This is a genomic window from Acetivibrio clariflavus DSM 19732, from assembly GCF_000237085.1.
GTDB lineage: Bacteria > Bacillota > Clostridia > Acetivibrionales > Acetivibrionaceae > Acetivibrio > Acetivibrio clariflavus.
In genome coordinates this window covers 1,778,188-1,796,143 of record NC_016627.1, presented here as the reverse complement: position 1 = coordinate 1,796,143, position 17,956 = coordinate 1,778,188, and the positions used below count along the sequence as shown (strand labels likewise).

General features: G+C 34.7%; 17 protein-coding genes and 1 pseudogene. 10 read left to right on the top strand and 8 right to left on the bottom strand.

All coding sequences use genetic code 11. From position 1 onward, the window contains the following. Positions 1-537 precede the first annotated feature (537 nt). The 3 genes from CLOCL_RS07645 to CLOCL_RS07635 are packed head-to-tail and all read left to right on the top strand — an operon-like array spanning position 538 to position 2,395. Positions 538-912 (top strand): GntR family transcriptional regulator, encoded by a 375-nt coding sequence (locus CLOCL_RS07645; protein WP_014254802.1) that lies wholly within the window; start codon positions 538-540, stop codon positions 910-912. Continuing rightward, positions 909-1,607 (top strand): ABC transporter ATP-binding protein, encoded by a 699-nt coding sequence (locus CLOCL_RS07640; RefSeq protein ID WP_014254801.1) that lies wholly within the window; start codon positions 909-911, stop codon positions 1,605-1,607. The genes CLOCL_RS07645 and CLOCL_RS07640 overlap by 4 nt, the downstream gene beginning before the upstream one ends. After that, positions 1,601-2,395: a hypothetical protein gene (locus CLOCL_RS07635; RefSeq protein ID WP_014254800.1), complete on the top strand. Its 795-nt coding sequence runs from the start codon at positions 1,601-1,603 to the stop codon at positions 2,393-2,395. The genes CLOCL_RS07640 and CLOCL_RS07635 overlap by 7 nt, the downstream gene beginning before the upstream one ends. 235 nt (positions 2,396-2,630) lie before the next feature. Here CLOCL_RS07635 and CLOCL_RS07630 read toward each other — a convergent pair whose 3' ends face one another. After that, positions 2,631-3,401 carry a tRNA threonylcarbamoyladenosine dehydratase gene (locus CLOCL_RS07630; protein ID WP_014254799.1) on the bottom strand — a complete coding sequence of 257 codons (771 nt, stop codon included), beginning with the start codon at positions 3,399-3,401 and terminating at the stop codon, positions 2,631-2,633. 533 nt (positions 3,402-3,934) lie between these two features. On the opposite strand from CLOCL_RS07630, the gene CLOCL_RS21005 reads away from it, so the two are divergent. Further along, positions 3,935-4,780 (top strand): dockerin type I domain-containing protein, encoded by an 846-nt coding sequence (locus CLOCL_RS21005; protein ID WP_014254798.1) that lies wholly within the window; start codon positions 3,935-3,937, stop codon positions 4,778-4,780. Positions 4,781-4,910: 130 nt separating this feature from the next. Here the strand turns inward: CLOCL_RS21005 and CLOCL_RS07620 are convergent, their stop codons facing one another. The 6 genes from CLOCL_RS07620 to CLOCL_RS23090 form a co-directional block, all read right to left on the bottom strand. Next, positions 4,911-5,288 carry a hypothetical protein gene (locus tag CLOCL_RS07620; protein ID WP_148263776.1) on the bottom strand — a complete coding sequence of 126 codons (378 nt, stop codon included), beginning with the start codon at positions 5,286-5,288 and terminating at the stop codon, positions 4,911-4,913. After that, entirely contained in the window at positions 5,233-6,246 is a 1,014-nt protein-coding gene (locus CLOCL_RS07615) for a C45 family autoproteolytic acyltransferase/hydrolase (protein WP_041715004.1), read from the bottom strand. The genes CLOCL_RS07620 and CLOCL_RS07615 overlap by 56 nt, the downstream gene beginning before the upstream one ends. Positions 6,247-6,279: 33 nt before the next feature. Further along, positions 6,280-8,022, bottom strand: a complete 1,743-nt coding sequence (locus CLOCL_RS07610; RefSeq protein WP_014254797.1) for a tetratricopeptide repeat protein — start codon at positions 8,020-8,022, stop codon at positions 6,280-6,282. Between the two features lie 201 nt (positions 8,023-8,223). Then, positions 8,224-8,727, bottom strand: a complete 504-nt coding sequence (locus tag CLOCL_RS07605) for a flavin reductase family protein (RefSeq protein ID WP_014254796.1) — start codon at positions 8,725-8,727, stop codon at positions 8,224-8,226. 101 nt (positions 8,728-8,828) lie between these two features. Then, positions 8,829-9,332 (bottom strand): GNAT family N-acetyltransferase, encoded by a 504-nt coding sequence (locus tag CLOCL_RS07600; RefSeq protein ID WP_014254795.1) that lies wholly within the window; start codon positions 9,330-9,332, stop codon positions 8,829-8,831. Positions 9,333-9,368: 36 nt separating this feature from the next. Next, positions 9,369-10,430, bottom strand: a complete 1,062-nt coding sequence (locus CLOCL_RS23090; RefSeq protein ID WP_014254794.1) for a sialate O-acetylesterase — start codon at positions 10,428-10,430, stop codon at positions 9,369-9,371. Between the two features lie 544 nt (positions 10,431-10,974). On the opposite strand from CLOCL_RS23090, the gene CLOCL_RS23495 reads away from it, so the two are divergent. Both CLOCL_RS23495 and CLOCL_RS07585 read left to right on the top strand, forming a co-directional pair. Next, entirely contained in the window at positions 10,975-11,325 is a 351-nt protein-coding gene (locus CLOCL_RS23495) for a CHASE3 domain-containing protein (protein WP_014254793.1), read from the top strand. Positions 11,326-11,350: 25 nt separating this feature from the next. After that, positions 11,351-12,955 carry a methyl-accepting chemotaxis protein gene (locus CLOCL_RS07585; protein ID WP_014254792.1) on the top strand — a complete coding sequence of 535 codons (1,605 nt, stop codon included), beginning with the start codon at positions 11,351-11,353 and terminating at the stop codon, positions 12,953-12,955. Positions 12,956-13,094: 139 nt separating this feature from the next. Here the strand turns inward: CLOCL_RS07585 and CLOCL_RS07580 are convergent, their stop codons facing one another. Then, positions 13,095-15,125, bottom strand: a complete 2,031-nt coding sequence (locus CLOCL_RS07580) for a methyl-accepting chemotaxis protein (RefSeq protein ID WP_014254791.1) — start codon at positions 15,123-15,125, stop codon at positions 13,095-13,097. Between the two features lie 146 nt (positions 15,126-15,271). On the opposite strand from CLOCL_RS07580, the gene tnpA reads away from it, so the two are divergent. From tnpA to CLOCL_RS07560, 4 genes and pseudogenes are all read left to right on the top strand, one after another. Then, positions 15,272-15,625 (top strand): IS66 family insertion sequence element accessory protein TnpA, encoded by a 354-nt coding sequence (gene tnpA, locus CLOCL_RS07575; protein WP_014253714.1) that lies wholly within the window; start codon positions 15,272-15,274, stop codon positions 15,623-15,625. Further along, the gene (gene tnpB / locus CLOCL_RS07570) at positions 15,622-15,975 is read left to right on the top strand and encodes an IS66 family insertion sequence element accessory protein TnpB (protein ID WP_014253715.1); all 354 of its coding nucleotides are present in this window, start codon (positions 15,622-15,624) and stop codon (positions 15,973-15,975) included. The genes tnpA and tnpB overlap by 4 nt, the downstream gene beginning before the upstream one ends. A gap of 64 nt (positions 15,976-16,039) precedes the next feature. Beyond that, a pseudogene (gene tnpC, locus CLOCL_RS07565) lies at positions 16,040-17,649 on the top strand (IS66 family transposase). Next, on the top strand, positions 17,646-17,930 hold the full coding sequence (locus tag CLOCL_RS07560) for a hypothetical protein (RefSeq protein ID WP_014253716.1): 285 nt from the start codon (positions 17,646-17,648) through the stop codon (positions 17,928-17,930). The pseudogene tnpC and the gene CLOCL_RS07560 overlap by 4 nt, the downstream one beginning before the upstream one ends. Positions 17,931-17,956: the final 26 nt, after the last annotated feature.

The following is a 17,956-nucleotide window of genomic DNA, read 5'->3' as shown; positions in this document are numbered from 1 at the left end:
GCTGCATACTAAAGTACATAAAATTGCAATCAAATTTTTTATACTTCATGAAAAATCCCGAGTAAAGAATCTTTAAGCTCTACTACTATTTTATAATGTCCATTTACTTCAGCAGTTCTTTTTAAATTTCTATGCTATTTTTACTATCCTGGCCCCGTCGCCGCAACACCCTATGTTTACTCTTTAATATCTTTATAATACTAAAAAACAAGAAAAAAATCAAGATTAAATAAGCAATTTAATAATAATCGATAAATTTAAGCTAATTTATGCGTTTATTTCCAAATATAAAGCTAAATATCCCTTGCAAATTTTAATCATTTTTTAACGAAAATTATAAGATACGATAAATCCTTTAAAATCAAGCTAAATATTCGATATTTTTTTCACTAAATTATAAGCGTTTATGCAGCAATCCCTAATATGTCCTTATAATTTTATTAAACTATTCAATGATATAAATCTATTGACAAATACTTCTATAAATTGTATTATTGTATTAAGTACTTAATACAATAATACAACAGGAGTGATGAAATGCCTTGGGATTTAAAATCTGATCGCCCCATTTACCCTCAGCTTATTGAAGCAATTGAGCTAAAAATCTGTTCCGGAGTCTACCCTCCCGGTTCAAAACTGAAGTCAGTCCGTGATTTAGCTCAGGAAGCCGCAGTTAATCCGAACACTATGCAGAGAGCTTTAGCTAAGCTGGAGGAAGATGGTCTGATATACACCCACCGAACAAGTGGGAGATTTGTAACGGAGGATGCGAATATGGTGAAGCAATTAAGAAACAAGATTGCAAAAGAAGAAATAAATCAATTGTTTCAAAAAATGAAGATATTAGGCTTTGAGAAAAAAGAGATTCTGGACTTAATCTCAATAATGTTGGAGGAGAGTGACAATAAATGACCAGTCTATTAACCTGCAGAAATCTAACAAAGAGCTTTGGAGCAAAAAAAGCCATAGATAATATAAGTTTGGATATTGGGAGAGGAAAAATTGTAGGGCTTCTAGGTCCTAACGGCAGTGGTAAAACTACTTTCGTAAAAATTTGTAATAATTTACTTACTCCAACACATGGAGAACTTCTTATTGGAGGATATAAGCCCGGTGTTGAAACAAAAAAAATTGTTTCCTATCTCCCTGAAAGGACTTATCTGAATGACTGGATGAAAGTTTCTCAAATAATTGACTTCTTTAAAGATTTTTATGAAGACTTTAATACAGAAAAAGCATATGACATGCTTAAAAGATTTAACATCGACCCAAAAGATAAGCTGAAAACTATGTCAAAAGGTACAAAGGAAAAAGTACAGCTTATTTTGGTAATGAGCCGTGAAGCAGAACTCTATCTGCTTGATGAACCAATTGGCGGTGTAGACCCGGCAGCCAGGGATTTTATTCTTGAAACCATTATAAGTAATTACAATGAAAATGCAACTATAATAATCTCTACCCATCTTATATCGGACATTGAAAAAGTGCTGGATGAAGTAGTTTTTATTAAGGATGGCCAAATAGTGCTGGCAAAAACTGTTGATGAAATACGTGATGAGTCTGGAAAATCCGTTGATGCTTTATTTAGGGAGGTATTCAAATGTTAAATAAACTTTTTAAGTATGAAATCAAAGCAACAGCTCGTATATTTATTCCTCTGTATATTACCTTAATTATATTTTCAATTATCAATAAAATTTTCAACATCCTTTCGGTTGAATACGGAATAAATTTTAATAAATTAACCGGGTTTATACGTTTGTTCATTTATTTCGGTCTGATTGTCGGAATTCTGGTTATTACTCTTGTAGTACAAATTCAGAGATTTTATAAAAGTCTTTTGGGTGATGAAGGCTACCTTATGTTCACGCTCCCCGTTAAGCCATGGCAGCATATTTTAAGTAAATTATTCACCTCCATGATATGGATTGTAATAAGTGGACTTACTACAGTTTTATCATTTTTAATAATAATGCCTACTGAAGTTTTTTGGGAATTGATGGAGGTAATTCCGCAAGGTATTAGTGAAGTATTGCGTATCTTTGGTTCAAGAACATTTTTAGTTGCATTTGGATCTATAATAGTCTTCATTTTATTTATAGCAGCAGGTACATTAATGATTTATTCAGCCATTGCCCTTGGCTACTTGGTGAAAAAACATAAACTTCTGGCTTCTTTTGGCATGTATCTTGGTCTTTTTACCGGTGCTCAATCTATTATGATTATTTTTATGATTGTAACAGGAAGCTTGTACTTAAAGGACTTTTCAAATCTTTCCTTATATATGCAAATGCAAACAATTTTACTAAGCAGTCTGGCTTATTTTAGTATCATTACAGCAGGATTATTTATTCTTACCAAATATATTCTGGATAATAAATTAAACCTTGAATAAAAGCTACAGTACACTTCGCTTTATAAAAACAGCAGTATAGGAGGCTAACCATTAATCAATTGGCCTCCTATTTCACTAAAATACACCTTTTATAAACAGTACTTCTTTATTTTAGTAAACAACACCGTTATTCTTTATTCCTTTGTCACTTATTTTTTGTAGAAAGTTACTTACTAAGGTCCTTCCTATTAGGGGTATACTTAAAATCTCCATCATAAAACGTAACAAAAATAAATTATAAGGTTTTGCCTCTTACACCAGTCAAGTCTTTTATTACTTCACCGGCTATAATAAGTCCGGCAACGGCAGGAACAAAAGCATTACTGCCCGGTACCTGTCTTCGCTGCGTACATTTGCGTGCTGTACCCGGCGGACAGATACAGTTAGTACGACAACTTATCGACATATCCTCCAATGGAGTTATTGCAGGTTCTTTCGAATATACAACTTTAAGACTTTCAATATTGCGTTGGCGTAGTTCCTTGCGCATGACTTTTGCAAGGGGGCAAATTGAAGTCTCATATATATCTGCAACCTCAAATTTTGTTGGATCAAGTTTATTTCCGGCTCCCATGGCACTTATTATCGGTACATTTAGCTCTTTTGCCTTTACAACCAATTCTATTTTACCGGTAACGGTATCAATTGCATCCACAATATAATCATATTGTGAAAAGTCAAACTGTCCGGAAGTTTCCGGCATAAAAAAAGTTTTATAAGTTTTTACTTTTATATCGGGATTGATTTCTTTAACCCTCTCCTCTGCTACATCAACCTTATATCTTCCGACAGTTTTTCTGGTAGCAAAAATTTGACGGTTTATATTGGTTAGACAAACTTTGTCGTCATCAATCAAGTCAAGGGCTCCGATGTTGCTTCGTGCAAGAGCCTCAACTGTATATCCTCCAACCCCGCCAATTCCAAAAACCGCTACACGTGACCTTGCAAGCTTTTCCATTGCTTCCTTGCCAAACAATAATTCTGTTCTCGAAAACTGATTCAACATAACAAACATCCTTCAATTCGGTGATTTTAACACTATTAAATATATATAAATACTTTATAATAGTCAACGGGGTATTCTAATTATTTTATTGTCAGGAAGCGGTATACATAAAATTAATGATTTATACTTTTTAAGAACAAGTATAGTTATTTAGAAAACTGATTTTTTGAAATAATATTTAAGCAATACTCAAAACGTTCAGTGTTAATATTCTGTAGAATTTATAACCATTTATAGGTTGGTTCACACCTCCAGGAATAGTCATATTTCGATATTCAATTTTTTGAATATTGCCTTCCTTTAATCGGCCACTTGTATAACTGATAGCTCAGAATATACATATTCCCCGGATAAAATCCGTAGTCTTACTGAGGCTGAAATTTTTATGTAAAATATAAATTGATGCCTGTATAAAGGTATGATATTATAGTTTTATAAGTTAATTACTGGTGACTTATACATATCGTACCCTTTGAACTTGTAAAAACTTTAATATTTACTTTGATACAAAAACATTGAAAGGAGTTTAAAAAATGAGAAAAAGTAAACTTGCTATTTCAACACTATTCTTGAGTTTTTCATTACTATTCAATGGCTTTTCGGTTATGGCAGAACAAATGAAACCTATTGTTGATAATTTCATTCTTGGAGATATAAATGGTGATGGATATATAGACTCAAATGACTATGGAATGTTAAAATTATATCTTCTTGGATTTATTAAAGACTTTAGCTATAAGCACGGCTTTCAGGCAGCCGATGTTAATAGCGACGGCAATGTAAACTCAATAGATTTTGCAATCTTCAAACGATATCTGCTCGGCATGATAACTGATTTCCCTCAAACACCAATTCCTACACCTTTTGCTACACCCAAACCACCTGTAACACAGGCAGAAGGTTATGAAATTGAGAGAAAATTTTTAATAGATCCAAATAAGATTCCTTATGACCTCGATTTCCTGGATAAATATGAGATAACCCAGTCATATATAAGTTTTTCTCCGGAAATCAGATTACGGAATGTCGACGGTACCAGGTTTTATCTTACTGTTAAAGCAAATGTGGACTCAAATGGACTAATCCGAGAAGAACGTAATTTCTGGATGACCGAAGAAGAATATAACAATCTGTTTAAAAAGATTGAAGGCAATGTTATTTACAAGGCAAGATATCAAGGACTTGATGAACATAGAAGAATTTTTGCAATTGATATCTTTAAAGGTGATTTGGAAGGTCTGGCGTATTATGAAATGGAATTTCCAAATGAAGAACTTGCCAACAGCTATATCCCCCCTTCCTGGGTAGGTAAAGAAGTTACCAGTGATAAAAGATATAAGAATGGAAGTCTGGCACAATTCGGTATCCCCAAAGATTAGTTGTCTTTACATTTTTCGATAAGGATAGATTTCAAAATAACCAAAAACGAAAATTCTCAGATTATTCTGAGAATTTTCGTTCTTTCTATTAATTTTAATTAACTAATTCATTGCAATACTTTTTTGCAAGCTATTTTACTTTAATAAATACCGGCTTTTCAGGAAAGTCATCTCCAAATTTTTGAGTAAAAGCCACTTCCAATGTTCCTGATAAGGCGTCATAAATTACCGTTTGAAGTGTATATTTTGAATATATATTGGAATCCTCTTTTTTAGGATCATCAGCAGTTAATATATCTTTAACGTCATCTACATCCACTTTCTTGTACTTCTTAAGTCTTTTATTAAACTTTTTCCAGCGAACGTCATTATGAGGATTGCTGACAAGATTGTTAAAGCTTCCCTCGAGGGCAAACCCGTTTACAACACAAAGAGAGTCCTCATTATTCCATTTAAGACCTTTTGCCAGTTTTTGACTGTGCTGTTCGTATTCCTGATTTTCCACCACTTACACAATTTTCTGCAACAAAAGCGTTTTGTCTATCGGTAATGAGCAAATTGTGGGAAAATGTATACTGATTAGCCATTGAATTGGTGTATTCTGCAACTTCCTCTGCTGTCGTAAAATCTTCTAAAACCTTTCTAATTTCATAGGTATAACATCTTTTCCCTGTAGCATCAAAGGCCTCACCCGTATCGGCATCAAGAATACCAAGAAAAACGCCGTCATCATTAATGGCTGTAATTACATTGAATGTCCCTAAAAATCCAATAGTAGTAATGGTTTTATCGAAGTTTTTAAAAGTAACAACTGAATGCATAGTAGCAAATTGCTTTTCACTTCCATAAAACCATTCTAGAATTCTACCGGTTATCACGGAACCAGTCTGTGATTTACTTCCTAATACTGCCATACCCGAACATTGCGTTCCCCTAATTATATCAGGTAATAGATTTAACGCAAATATTTCCTCCCGGCTGAGTTTACCGCCTGCTTGAAATGGAGTTTTACCGTTCGCGACTGCATCTACAAACCCATTTATTTCATCGACATAGTCCTTTGGAATTTGAGGAACTACTGCCTCAAGTCTTTCTTTTAAAATATTGGCATTTGCGCCGTTTCCAATTAAAACCCCCACATTCTTATATAAACACATTTCAACAATTTCAATAAAATGAGGATAAATTTGAAGTATGTCTTTCCCATATGCCTTTCCTACATCATAGTGACTTCCTTTTTCAAGATTGAGGGTAACTTCATAGTAGCTTTCTTTTTTGTCTATTACAGCAAGACCGTCGGAGGATTTTGCAGCCTCAATTGCTTCCTCGGTTTTCGAACTGACACTTTCAAATGAATTATTTCCATGCTCTGTTAATGGAGAATTATTAACATTACAACCAGGTAACAATAGAATTGATACTGCTGCAACCATGCCGATAAAATTTCTAAAAAGAACGCATTTCATAGTAGGCTTCTCCCTTTGAATGAAAACTTGTCTTTACACCAATCCTTTATATAAGTCCTCATTTTTCGTTGGCTTTTTTCTCCTTTTAACCAAAACTAAGGTTATAACAATTGCAATAGCAGCAACAATTAAGAATCCCCCGATAATCAAACCAATTTTCCTTATTGCAATTTTTCTGGCAACCCTCATTCTTTCAAATTTTACTTCTTCATTATCCGGCTTTAACTCCAAACTCTTATCCAATGCCATCAATGCCTCATCAAGCATTCCTTTCTTTTCATAAGCCAAACCTTTAATTTTATGTATTTTATAATCATCTATTTTCTTTTCTATAGCTGTATCACAGCACTCAATAGCCTCATCCAATTTCATCAGATCCAAAAATATATAACCTTTGCTTACATATGCTTCATAACATTCAGAATTCAATTCCAATGCTTTATCATTAAAGACCAGTGCTTTATCATAATCCGCCATCCCTATCATTGCACTTGCATAATTGGCATAAATCAATGCTAAAACTTCAGAATCAGTCGGTTCATATTCCAGTGCCTTTTCAAGACATTTTTCAGCTTCAGAAAAATCAGATATTCCAAGGTATCCGGCTGACAAATTTAAATAGATACTCGCGAAATAATCGGGATCCTTTGAGTTCATATTTTTGGCCTTTTGGCATAACTGTATTAATTCATCGTATTTTTCAAGTTTTTCTAATGAAAAAGCTTTAGAAATATATGCCTCTCCACAATTTGAATCTAACTCGATGGCCTTATCAAAGGCCTGAATAGATTCTTCATATTTTCCTTCTTTCGCCAACGCATTTCCTTTGCCAACATATGCAAAAGCATACTTAGGATTAAACTCTATTGCCTTTTCTGCTGCCAAAAGAGCCTCATTATATTTTTTCATTTTATATAAAACAGACGACTTGTTTGTATATATTTTTGATTCAGTAATAGGATCTTTTGGTGTGTTTAGTTCCGATGCTTTATTGCAACACTCAATTGCTTCTTCATATCTCTTTTTGCCCATTAGATAAACAGATTTGTTCATATATGCTTCAATGCAATTGGGCATGACTTCAATAGCTTTGTTACACATTTCAATGGCCTCATCATACTTTTTTTGAGCATAAAAGGCATATCCCATTGCAATATAAGCATTTGCATTGGTATTATCCAACTCCAAAGCTGTTTTACAAGCCTCCAAAGCCTCATCAATTTTGCCAAGGTCAGTCAAAGCACTGCTTTTAGTTGAATAAGCCATTGAAAGAATGCCTTTGTCTTTAGGTTTACTCTCAATAACCTTGTCTGCCATTTCTAATGCCTCGGCATAACTACCTTTCAATAATAAATTGTGGCCCTTTAAAGCATATCCTTCCGGATCTTTAGGATATTTTTTTATATATTCGTCCAATAGTGAAATAGCTTCATCAAATCTATTTGTTTCAGTTAAGCACAGTGCTTTATTTATATACGCATCTTTAAATTGGGAATTTAACTTTATTACTTGGTCATATTGAGCTATAGCTTCATCATATCTTCCAAGATTATAAAGTGCTATGGCCTTATTATAGTAAAACTCAGGAATATCAGGATTGATCTTGATTGCTTTGTCATAACTGTCGATTGCTTCCTGATATTTTCCGGAATTAAAAAAATTATTTCCCTCGTAAAAATAATCCATTGCTGAAGCACCAAAAGATATAACAGAGGGAATGGAAATGAATATAAGAATAATAGACATAGTTATAAATATCTTTAAAATTCTTTTCATTATCCTACTCCTTAAAAATAATTAATAGTGCAACTTTATGCACTATAGGATAATTATACCATGGAAATAAATTAGTAATCAACAAGGAATCAAAATCTACAACATATACATCCAATACAAGAGATAACAAAAACTCTTCTTCATTCTGAAGAACGCATTTTTATTCCATCGGCTACAATAATTAAAATCAGCAAATAAATTTCATTCTCTGATCAGAATTTTTTCAACTTCTGCAATATATTGCGTATGATAATCTTTTTCCGGATAGAAATTATCAATACTCTTATCTATAAAGCGCTCAGGGTTGATTTCGGTCTCCCATAGCTTTCTGCATATAAAAACAATTTTTCCTTCATTAATGTAAGGAACTCCGTCATGATATGCAACTGTCAATCCTGCTTTACTGATTTTATCCTCGTCTCTGCCGGAAACCGTTCCTAAATACGCCATTTCCTTTTTTCTTTCTTCACCGAAATATGTGACAGAAAATCTGTGATTTTTATCTACAAACTCTTTTGTATATCTTTGTGGTCGGATATATATGCTAACCACTTTCTTTCCCCACAATATACCGAAATTTCCCCATCCCACAGTCATAGTATTGACACTGTCTTTTGTACCGGCTGTAACCAATGCCCAATCTTTATCCCAAAATTTAAACGGATTTAATTCAAACTTATCTGCGTCTATTTCCACAAATCCCATATTATCATCTCTCCCACTTATTATTAATAGTAAATGTAATTACTTCTTACATCTCTTTACAATTGAATAACCGAAAATTATAAAAATATTCATTTACCGTATTAATCTAAAATCTTTTCATAGAAAAACAGATCCAATACATTCCCAAATTTAATGCCCACTTCTTTAAAATGGGCACATCTGAAATATCCCTTGCTCTCAAAAAGTTTTCTACTACGTTCATTATCACTGGAAATTGATGCAAGCAATGTATGAAAATTTTGCTTTCTTGCTTCATCTTCAAGAAAATCTAACATAAGCTTGCCAATTCCCCTATTTAAATATCTTACATCAAGGTAAACGGCAACTTCGCCACATTTATCGAAGGCTTCCCTGTTTTTGAACTTCTTTATCATACAAAAACCAATAATTTCACCGTTTTCGTCATCTATAACTGCAAAGGAATTGAATCTTGAATCCTTTGTATATAGCATTTCCTTCATTTGCTCTTCCGTATGCTCGAAATAATGAAAAGTAACAGTTGTGTTTTTAATATAGTAGTTATAAATCTCAGTTATTCTTTTTATATGTTCATCATTTACTTTGACAAAGGATATGTTGCTCAATATATCCACTCCTACAACAGTTTGTTTTCGTATTTATTAATTCTCCACCGGAAACTTGTTTATTATACCCAAAAGCCTGCTTTTCATCAGGGCAAAATCTATTGAATTTATATTTTCATCCCCGTTAACATCGGCAGCTTTAAAGCCTTCACTGTATGTAAAACCTTCAATCATTCCTAAAAGATACATTTTGACTGTTGCACAATCTATTGAATCAAATTTGCCATCACCATTAACATCACCGTAAACAATTTTTGAAGGAACATCACTTGCCGATATTATCGCCTTTGCAAAGTCATATCCCATATCAAGAATTCCCTGAGTTTTATAATGCATACCGTCGGTATCATAATCCTTTGTATCAAAAATATATACATAAGGCACTTTATTTGCAACATTTATTTGTGCCTGTCTTACAATTGCATTTTCAACCCAGGCATCCGAATCGTCAATCATTGCTATTACAAAAGGCATTGTAGGTGCATTGAGTTCTTTTCTTACATCATTTATGAAAGCAGTCAGATTCTCCTCATACTCTCTTGCCGGATAAATATTACAAGCATCTGATTCTCCCTGCATCCAGCACATTCCTGCAAATTCGTAATCAATACTTTTATCTAGCGCTCCAATCGCCTTATTAACAGTTTCAATCAAATTTTTATAAAGCGGACCGGTAGCTCCTCCCGCACTAGGTGGACGCCAATCACCCTGTAACGATGTCCCTGACCATCCGCATTTGATCAGGAGAATTTCGCAATCAGGATACGCTTTTGATATTTCCCTTCCGAAAGTCAGTTCAGGCCCAAAACAGCCAGAACCACTTCCAAAACCAGGTTTCAATGTGCTCCAAGTTCCTTTTAACGAAGCTTCCACTGTTCCTTCTGCATATATCTTTACTCTTTCCTGTTCCCCAAGGTATTCGGCAGAAAGCTCGTGATTCATACCACATCCTGCCATGTTTGATTGTCCGGCAAGTATGAATACCTTGTGCTTTGCACTGTTTGAAGCATATATTCTTTCAGTCGGTGCAACAAACAGCATAGATAACATCAAAAGACCAATTACAAATAAATTTGCATTTGCCTTTTTCATGATCATACATTACTCCCTTTCATAAATTTTATTTTTATATTTTTATTTTCATTTCATATCCAAATCTTTCTGCACTTTCCTCTTTCATATATTAGTTATATTGAAATTAGTAACTTAGTTGTCCAAAATCATTATAACATTTTTCCATACTTATATAAACAATTTACTGAAATCAATTCAGAAAATCAAAGATTCTATTCGAAAAAGCTATTCTGTTTTTAATTGCAAAAATAATACACTTTGGAAAAATAATCTATATTTTTTCTTTAAATAATTATTAAAGTCGCTAAAATTTGGTGACGATATATAAGATATATCATCAAGGCTTTCAAATTAACAGCATTATTCCATTTATTTCAATGAAAAAGGAGGAATTAATTTGATCAAACTTATGTAAAAAGCATTTAATGCAATACAAATCGTAATTTAGGATTAATCGTTTCAAAACTACCAGTCAAAAAAATTTCTCTATCAACTGCTTCTCTTTTTAATCGCATTGATTTTCCCGTTATTTAGTACAAGACTATACTGCAAAAAGGAAGGTGCCTATATGCTAGAAAAATTTAACAACCTAGATATCAAAAAAAAGTTAATGCTTGGATTCGCGGTAGTAGTATTAGTTATTTTCGTACTGTCCACCATTGTTTTTATAAACTTTTCCAGTTATCTGAATGCTAATGTTTGGAATGACCATACTCGTAAAGTCTTATCAAATTTGGATAATATAATTGCAAGCATGGTTAATATGGAAACGGGGGAACGCGGTTTTGCCATAACCGGTGATGAAAGCTTTTTAGAACCTTATACTACAGGAAAAGCTGATTTCGATACATACTTTAACGAAGTTAAAGAATTAACCATTGACAACCCAACTCAACAGGAAAATCTAAAAAAAAATTAAGGAACTGAAAGAATCCTGGCAAGTTATGGCTGAAGCTAATATTAATCTCAGACGTGAAGTAAATAATAAAACCAAAACAATGGATGATGTTATTAAGGAATTCTCTGATGCTAAAGGAAAAAAATTTATGGATGAACTGAGAAACGTTGTTGCAGAATGTAAAGATATTGAAAACACGCTTTTGGCAGAACGAGAAAAAGCTCAAGCAACTCAGGAAACTACAACCAAGCTTGTCCTTATATTCGGAACACTCACCGCATTGATTTTGGCAATTGTTATTGCTTTCTATGTAAGCAAAATTATAACCAGCGGAATCTTAAAAGTTGTCAATGCAGCTGATAAGCTTGCCACAGGTAATTTAAACATAGATATTGATATTAACTCTAAAGATGAAATAGGTACATTGGCAGTTACTTTCACCAAAATGAAAAACATAATCATTGAAGTGATAGAAGAAATAAAAAATTTATCCCAAAACGCTATAGATGGCAATTTGAGTTTCAGAGGCAATACAAGTAAATTCAGCGGAGATTTTCAGACAATAATAGATGGCATTAATAAAACTTTAGATGCAATAACCGAGCCTATTAAAGAATCATCTACCGTACTTGCGGAAATGGCAAAAGGAAATCTGCAGGTGGCAGTTACCGGCAATTACAAAGGCGATCATGCTGTTATTAAAAATTCAACCAATAACACAATCAATGCCTTCAATGAAGTACTGTCCAATATCAATTCAGCAGCCGACCAAGTTGCAACAGGTTCAAAGCAAGTTTCTGCTTCAAGTCAGTTACTATCCCAGGGTTCAACAGAACAAGCCAGTTCAATTGAAGAAATTACCTCTTCCATTAAAGAAATTGCTTCGCAAACAAAGCAAAATGCTGAGAATGCAAATCAAGCAAACGGACTTGCTAACGTTGCAAAAGAAAAAGCAGTTGAAGGAAATGCTCAAATGTCTGAAATGCTTAAATCAATGGCTGAAATTAATGATTCATCAAATAACATATCAAAAATAATTAAAGTTATAGACGAAATTGCTTTTCAAACTAACATACTTGCTCTAAACGCTGCTGTTGAAGCTGCAAGAGCCGGTCAGCACGGAAAAGGGTTCGCTGTTGTTGCAGAAGAAGTAAGAAATTTAGCTGCTCGCTCAGCTGATGCTGCGAAAGAAACAACTGCTTTAATTGAAGATTCAATTAAAAAAGTTGAAAGCGGTACTAAAATTGCAACCGAAACAGCATCTGCGTTAAATCAAATAGTAGATAGTGTTGCAAAAACCGCCAATTTAGTCAATGAAATTACTGAAGCTTCCAACCAGCAAGCATCTTTAATCTCCCAGTTAAATCATGCTATAACACAAGTTTCCCATGTTGTACAAACAAATTCAGCTACTGCAGAACAAAGTGCTGCTGCCAGTGAAGAATTATCCACACAGGCTGATTTGCTAAAAGAACTCGTCAATAAATATAAACTGAAAGAAGTAAGTGCTACAACATTAACACCTGATGTTCTAAAAATACTACAAAATATGTCCTCAAATGAGTATTTATCAAATCATGAAAAAATAAGTCATGAAGAAAATCTTAAATCAAATATTAATTTGGATGGAATAAACTTTGGTAAGTATTAATTCAATCCAGGTAAAATAAATGACTGTGTGTATTAGAATTTTATAATTAATCAAAAAGAACCTTATGAACTTTCTAAAGTTCATAAGGTTCTTTTTGTAAACTTAATACTGCAATACAAATTTAACTAAGTCTAACAACTTATATTTTAAAACTCCTAACCAGAGTCGAGAGCTTTTCAGACATTGTTGCCATTGATTTTGAAGAAGAAACTATTTCTTCTGTCAAGGCTATCTGCTCCTCACTTGAAGCCGATACTCCCTGAGAATTTTCTGCGAAGACTTGGCTTGCCTGGTGAATGCCCTGCATTATATTCTCAAACTCACGGCTGCTTTCAGTCATAATTTTTACATTTTGAGTAACACCTGCAACTATTTTGTTAAGCACTTCAGCCTGTTCGTTTATAACTGAAAAGACCTCTTCATTCTCTTTTATAGCAGCTACACTGGAGTTTAATGATGAAATACTGTTTTCCATCCTATTTACAGCTGTATCGACTCCGTCTTTGATTTCTTCAATCAGCTTTGCTATTCTTCTACTGGCATTTGAAGTTTCTTCAGCAAGCTTCCTGATTTCATCAGCCACTACACTGAACCCTCTGCCGGCTTCTCCGGCCCTTGCTGCTTCTATAGCTGCATTCAAAGCAAGCATATTTGTCTGCTCTGCTACACCGCTAATTAGCTCAACAATTTCTCCTATTTGATTTGAAGCCATCCCTAAATCTGTAATAACCTTAGAAACACCTTCTGTATCATTCTTAAGGTTATTAATCCTATCTATTGATTCAGCAACAGATTTGCCTCCTCTGTTAATGTCATCTATGATATGTGCAGTAGTCTTCTCCATTGTAGCAATACTTACATTCACTTCATTGATTTGCTTAACAAGACTGCTCAGATTTAGCAGTGCCGAGTCAATTTGAGAAGATTGTTCTTCTGCGCCTGAAGCGATTCCTGTTATCATGTTTGCTACATCTTCAGCTGCCTTCCCGACTTGATCACCCGACGCATAAAGTTCCTGACTTGATGCAGCAACATGTTCCGCCGCATCAATTATCTGAGTTACTATCGATTTTAAGTTCTTAATCATAGCTGCAAGGGAATTAGCCAACTTACCCAGTTCATCCCTTCTGTTCAGATGTTCTTCCGGAATAGTCATTGTTAAATCCCAATCTGCCAATTTCTCCGCTTGCTTAGCAGTTTCAAGTATAGGTTTTACTATTTTCTTTATCATCATGTAGATAACAACAGATGCTATAAGTATGCTGAGCACTATAACCGCAAACAATATAATTTGAAGAGTAACTGTGGTTTTCATGTATGCTGCAACAGGCATGTAGGATAGTACATACATACCATATCTTTCGCTGGCACTGAAAGCAGCGATGTACTCAACACCGTCAAGAGTGAAATAACCAATGCCTGTTTTCTCTGAAGTTATTTTATTAAAAAAGTCTTGCAATCCGCTATTCTCATCCTGAAAATTCAAATTTAAAACCAGTTCCGGATCAGTTGATGAAATTACAAGACCTGAAGAAGTCACAATCAGAGTTTTGAGCTGCTGATCTGAAGCATTATTGTCGATGATTTTCTCTGATAAATTGTTTAATTCTATTGCCATACCTATTACGCCCACTTGCTTTCCATTATCTTTTATTGGTGCTACTATTGCCATTACTGGCCGCCCTGTAGTTGGTGATCCCACCGGCGGGCGTATAAGTATACTCTCTGTAGTTCCAACCGTCTCATTTTCCCAACCGACAGATGCACCTCCAATTCCATCTGTTATAATTTTGTTTTTGTACATTAGGTAAATGTTCTCAAAAAGACCGTTCGCAAGTTTGAAATTTTCCTCCAGATTTTTTGATATTATATTAAGCTCTGCTTCGTCAGGACTAGTGGAATTGGATGCAGCTTTGCCGAGAGTATCAACAATATTGGGCTGCATTGCAATAGATTGCCCCTGTTTCTCAATATCATATAAAGAAAGCTCAAATTGGTTCCTCTTTTCAGCCGAAATATTTAATAACCTTTTGCTGGATGAATCTTCCAGATACCTTTGAGATAAATAAACTGATGCAAACAAACTAATAAGCATAGGAATTAACATGCAAAGAACGGATACACTGAAGATTTTTCTGAATAAACTGCCTTTAATTCGTTTGTTGTTCATACTATTTTACCTCCTAGGGGATTTTATATAGTTTTCAATTTAATTCATGACTTGATTGTTGTGTAACCGTCAAATAGATCATCACATAGTAAAATGGTTGCATAGTTGATACAATCACTGTAAAAAAGAATAAACGGAGTGATTGTATGGACATGGAAAAAGTAACAACTGAACAACAATTATCTAGGTGGGCACAATTAATACAAAACCGGCTTGAAAGTGGGCAAAGTATCAAAGAGTTTTGCCGAACGAATGGAGTAAGCAAAGCTACATACTACTATTGGCAAAAGAAAGTCAGTGAAGCAAAGTGTACAGTAGTTGAAGAAGTAAAAGAACCCAAAATCGAAGTACCAAGTGGATGGATGCAGCTTGCATCGAAACCGGTGTACCCTGCAAAAGCTACACTGGAAATTAAAATTAATGGCTGTAATGTCACTGTAAATACGGAAACAGACTTAGAATTATTGAAAAAAGTTTGCCAGGTGTTGATGTCGTTATGATAAGATGGAATGAAAAACCAGTGTATCTTTGCGGAAGATTAACGGATATGAGGAAATCTATCAACGGATTAATAACACTGGTACAAGAAAGTTTCTCACTTGATCCGTTTATGAATGCACTGTTTGTGTTCTGTAACAGAAATAGAAACAGGATAAAAATCCTTGAATGGGATGGAGATGGGTTTTGGCTGTACTTTAAGAGGCTAGAACGAGGGCGATTTCGCTGGCCAACAGAAGAAGATTCAACCACAATGCTTCTTGATGTAAACGAATTAGCTTGTCTTATTGATAGTGCCAGATTAGAGAAAAAGCTCAGGAGAAAGGAAGTTTTAGAGCGTCAAATTTCGTAAGAAGAAATTCAAAAAAAGGATCAAAAAGCTGGATTTAATGTAATTTTTATGGTAATATTATCCCATGAAGAGACAAGAAATTTCAGTAGAAAAATTACTTGGTATAATTGAAGAAAAGGATCGCAGGATTGCCGAGTTGGAACAGCAAGTCCAATGGTTCATGGAACAAATGCGCCTTTCAAAGCGTAAACAATTCGGTGTTATCTTGGCGAACAAACAAAGATTGAGCAAATCAATCTTTTTAATAATGAAGAGGAAGAGACTCATAATTTAGCTATTACCGAGCAAGAAAGGATAGAAGTAAAAGCTCATTACCGTAAGAGAACACGTCTAACAACAGATAAACTTCCTGAAGATTTACCGGTGGAGGTAATAGAGCACAAGTTACCCGAAAAGGGATGTATTTGCCAGGAATGCGGTAGTGAATTGCATACAATGGGAAAGGAAACTCGTGATGAGTTGAAGATTATTCCGGCAAAAGCGGTAATAGTGCGTCATATTAGGCATGTTTATTCATGCCGGAACTGTGAAAAAACATCCGACCATACTTCCATTGTAAAGGCAGATATACCGGAACCGGTCATAAAGGGAAGTTTTGCATCTCCTGAGACAATTGCCCATATAGCTACACAAAAATTCATGATGGGGTCTCCCTTATATCGTCAGGAGCAGGAATGGAAACAAAATGGCATTGAGATATCAAGGCAGACAATGTCAAATTGGTTGATAAAAGCCTGTGAGAATTGGCTGGAACCGATATATGAGGAGATGAAGAAACGGCTGTGTGAGCATGAGGTACTGCATGCAGATGAAACAGTGGTACAGGTGCTAAAAGAACCAGGGAAGGCGGCACAGTCGAAGAGTTACATGTGGCTGTACCGAACGAGCGGGGAGGCAAAACATCAGATAATACTTTATGACTACCAGCCGGACAGAAAACATATACATCCGGAGGAATTTCTAAAAGAATTTAGTGGATATTTACATGCAGACGGATATAACGGGTATTACAAGCTGCCCGAAAAAATTACTGTAATAGGTTGTTGGGCCCATGTACGGCGAAAGTTTTTTGAAGCGATGGAAGCCCTGCCCAAAGAAAAGCAAGCAACATCTAATGCAGCAAAGGGAGTAACATATTGTGATAAACTGTTTCATTTAGAGAAACAGTTTGCATTGCTATGCCCGGAAACCCGGTTAAAAGAACGAGAGAAGCAATCAAAGCCTATCATAGATGAATTTTATGATTGGATAAGAAAATTAAATGTACTACCCAAAACCCATCTGGGTAAAGCAGTACAATATGCGCAGTCCCAGCGAAAATATCTTGAGAGGTATATACTGGATGGACGATTGGAGATATCAAATAACCGTGCAGAGCGAAGTATAAAGCCTTTCGTAATCGGACGGAAGAATTGGCTTTTCAGTAATACGCCAGGTGGTGCGAGAACGAGCGCGGTGTATTACAGTCTTGTTGAAACAGCAAAAGAGAATGGATTGAATCCTTTTGAATATTTGTCATGGATATTTAGTCAAGCCCCTAATCTAGGGAAGCCTGGTTATGTGAGCACATTTGCTGATTTTCTGCCTGGTAGCATGAAAATACCTGCTAAGGTGTTTATACCGCAATCCAAAAGAACAGAGCCTGAGAAATATGCGTGGGAGGAAGATGAATGAAAGTTGGAAAACATACGATATTTATGATCAAATTTATCACGTATTTTATTAATGGGGGAATAGAGAGGTATTTATTTGATATAGATTATTCTGGTTATGTAATAGAGCATTTTCCATATATGGAGAATGAGAACAGCGAATTAGCAGAAAGATTTGCTTATACTGTGGATCAGGCATATGAACTCGGAACATCTCTTGGTTTGTCAGATGAAGAGTTCAGAATGGAAATTGCCAATGCTTTCAATGAATGGTTGGGTGAAAAAAGACCCAACTTAATTTAGATGCACATAGGTTGTAAAAATTAAAG

Coding starts and splice junctions, on each gene's coding strand:
- CLOCL_RS07645 (WP_014254802.1), top strand. CDS start 538: ATGCCTTGGGATTTAAAATCTGATCGCCCCATTTACCCTCAGCTTATT.
- CLOCL_RS07640 (WP_014254801.1), top strand. CDS start 909: ATGACCAGTCTATTAACCTGCAGAAATCTAACAAAGAGCTTTGGAGCA.
- CLOCL_RS07635 (WP_014254800.1), top strand. CDS start 1,601: ATGTTAAATAAACTTTTTAAGTATGAAATCAAAGCAACAGCTCGTATA.
- CLOCL_RS07630 (WP_014254799.1), bottom strand. CDS start 3,401: ATGTTGAATCAGTTTTCGAGAACAGAATTATTGTTTGGCAAGGAAGCA.
- CLOCL_RS21005 (WP_014254798.1), top strand. CDS start 3,935: ATGAGAAAAAGTAAACTTGCTATTTCAACACTATTCTTGAGTTTTTCA.
- CLOCL_RS07615 (WP_041715004.1), bottom strand. CDS start 6,246: ATGAAATGCGTTCTTTTTAGAAATTTTATCGGCATGGTTGCAGCAGTA.
- CLOCL_RS07610 (WP_014254797.1), bottom strand. CDS start 8,022: ATGAAAAGAATTTTAAAGATATTTATAACTATGTCTATTATTCTTATA.
- CLOCL_RS07605 (WP_014254796.1), bottom strand. CDS start 8,727: ATGGGATTTGTGGAAATAGACGCAGATAAGTTTGAATTAAATCCGTTT.
- CLOCL_RS23090 (WP_014254794.1), bottom strand. CDS start 10,430: ATGATCATGAAAAAGGCAAATGCAAATTTATTTGTAATTGGTCTTTTG.
- CLOCL_RS23495 (WP_014254793.1), top strand. CDS start 10,975: ATGCTAGAAAAATTTAACAACCTAGATATCAAAAAAAAGTTAATGCTT.
- CLOCL_RS07585 (WP_014254792.1), top strand. CDS start 11,351: ATGGCTGAAGCTAATATTAATCTCAGACGTGAAGTAAATAATAAAACC.
- CLOCL_RS07580 (WP_014254791.1), bottom strand. CDS start 15,125: ATGAACAACAAACGAATTAAAGGCAGTTTATTCAGAAAAATCTTCAGT.
- tnpA (WP_014253714.1), top strand. CDS start 15,272: ATGGACATGGAAAAAGTAACAACTGAACAACAATTATCTAGGTGGGCA.
- tnpB (WP_014253715.1), top strand. CDS start 15,622: ATGATAAGATGGAATGAAAAACCAGTGTATCTTTGCGGAAGATTAACG.
- CLOCL_RS07560 (WP_014253716.1), top strand. CDS start 17,646: ATGAAAGTTGGAAAACATACGATATTTATGATCAAATTTATCACGTAT.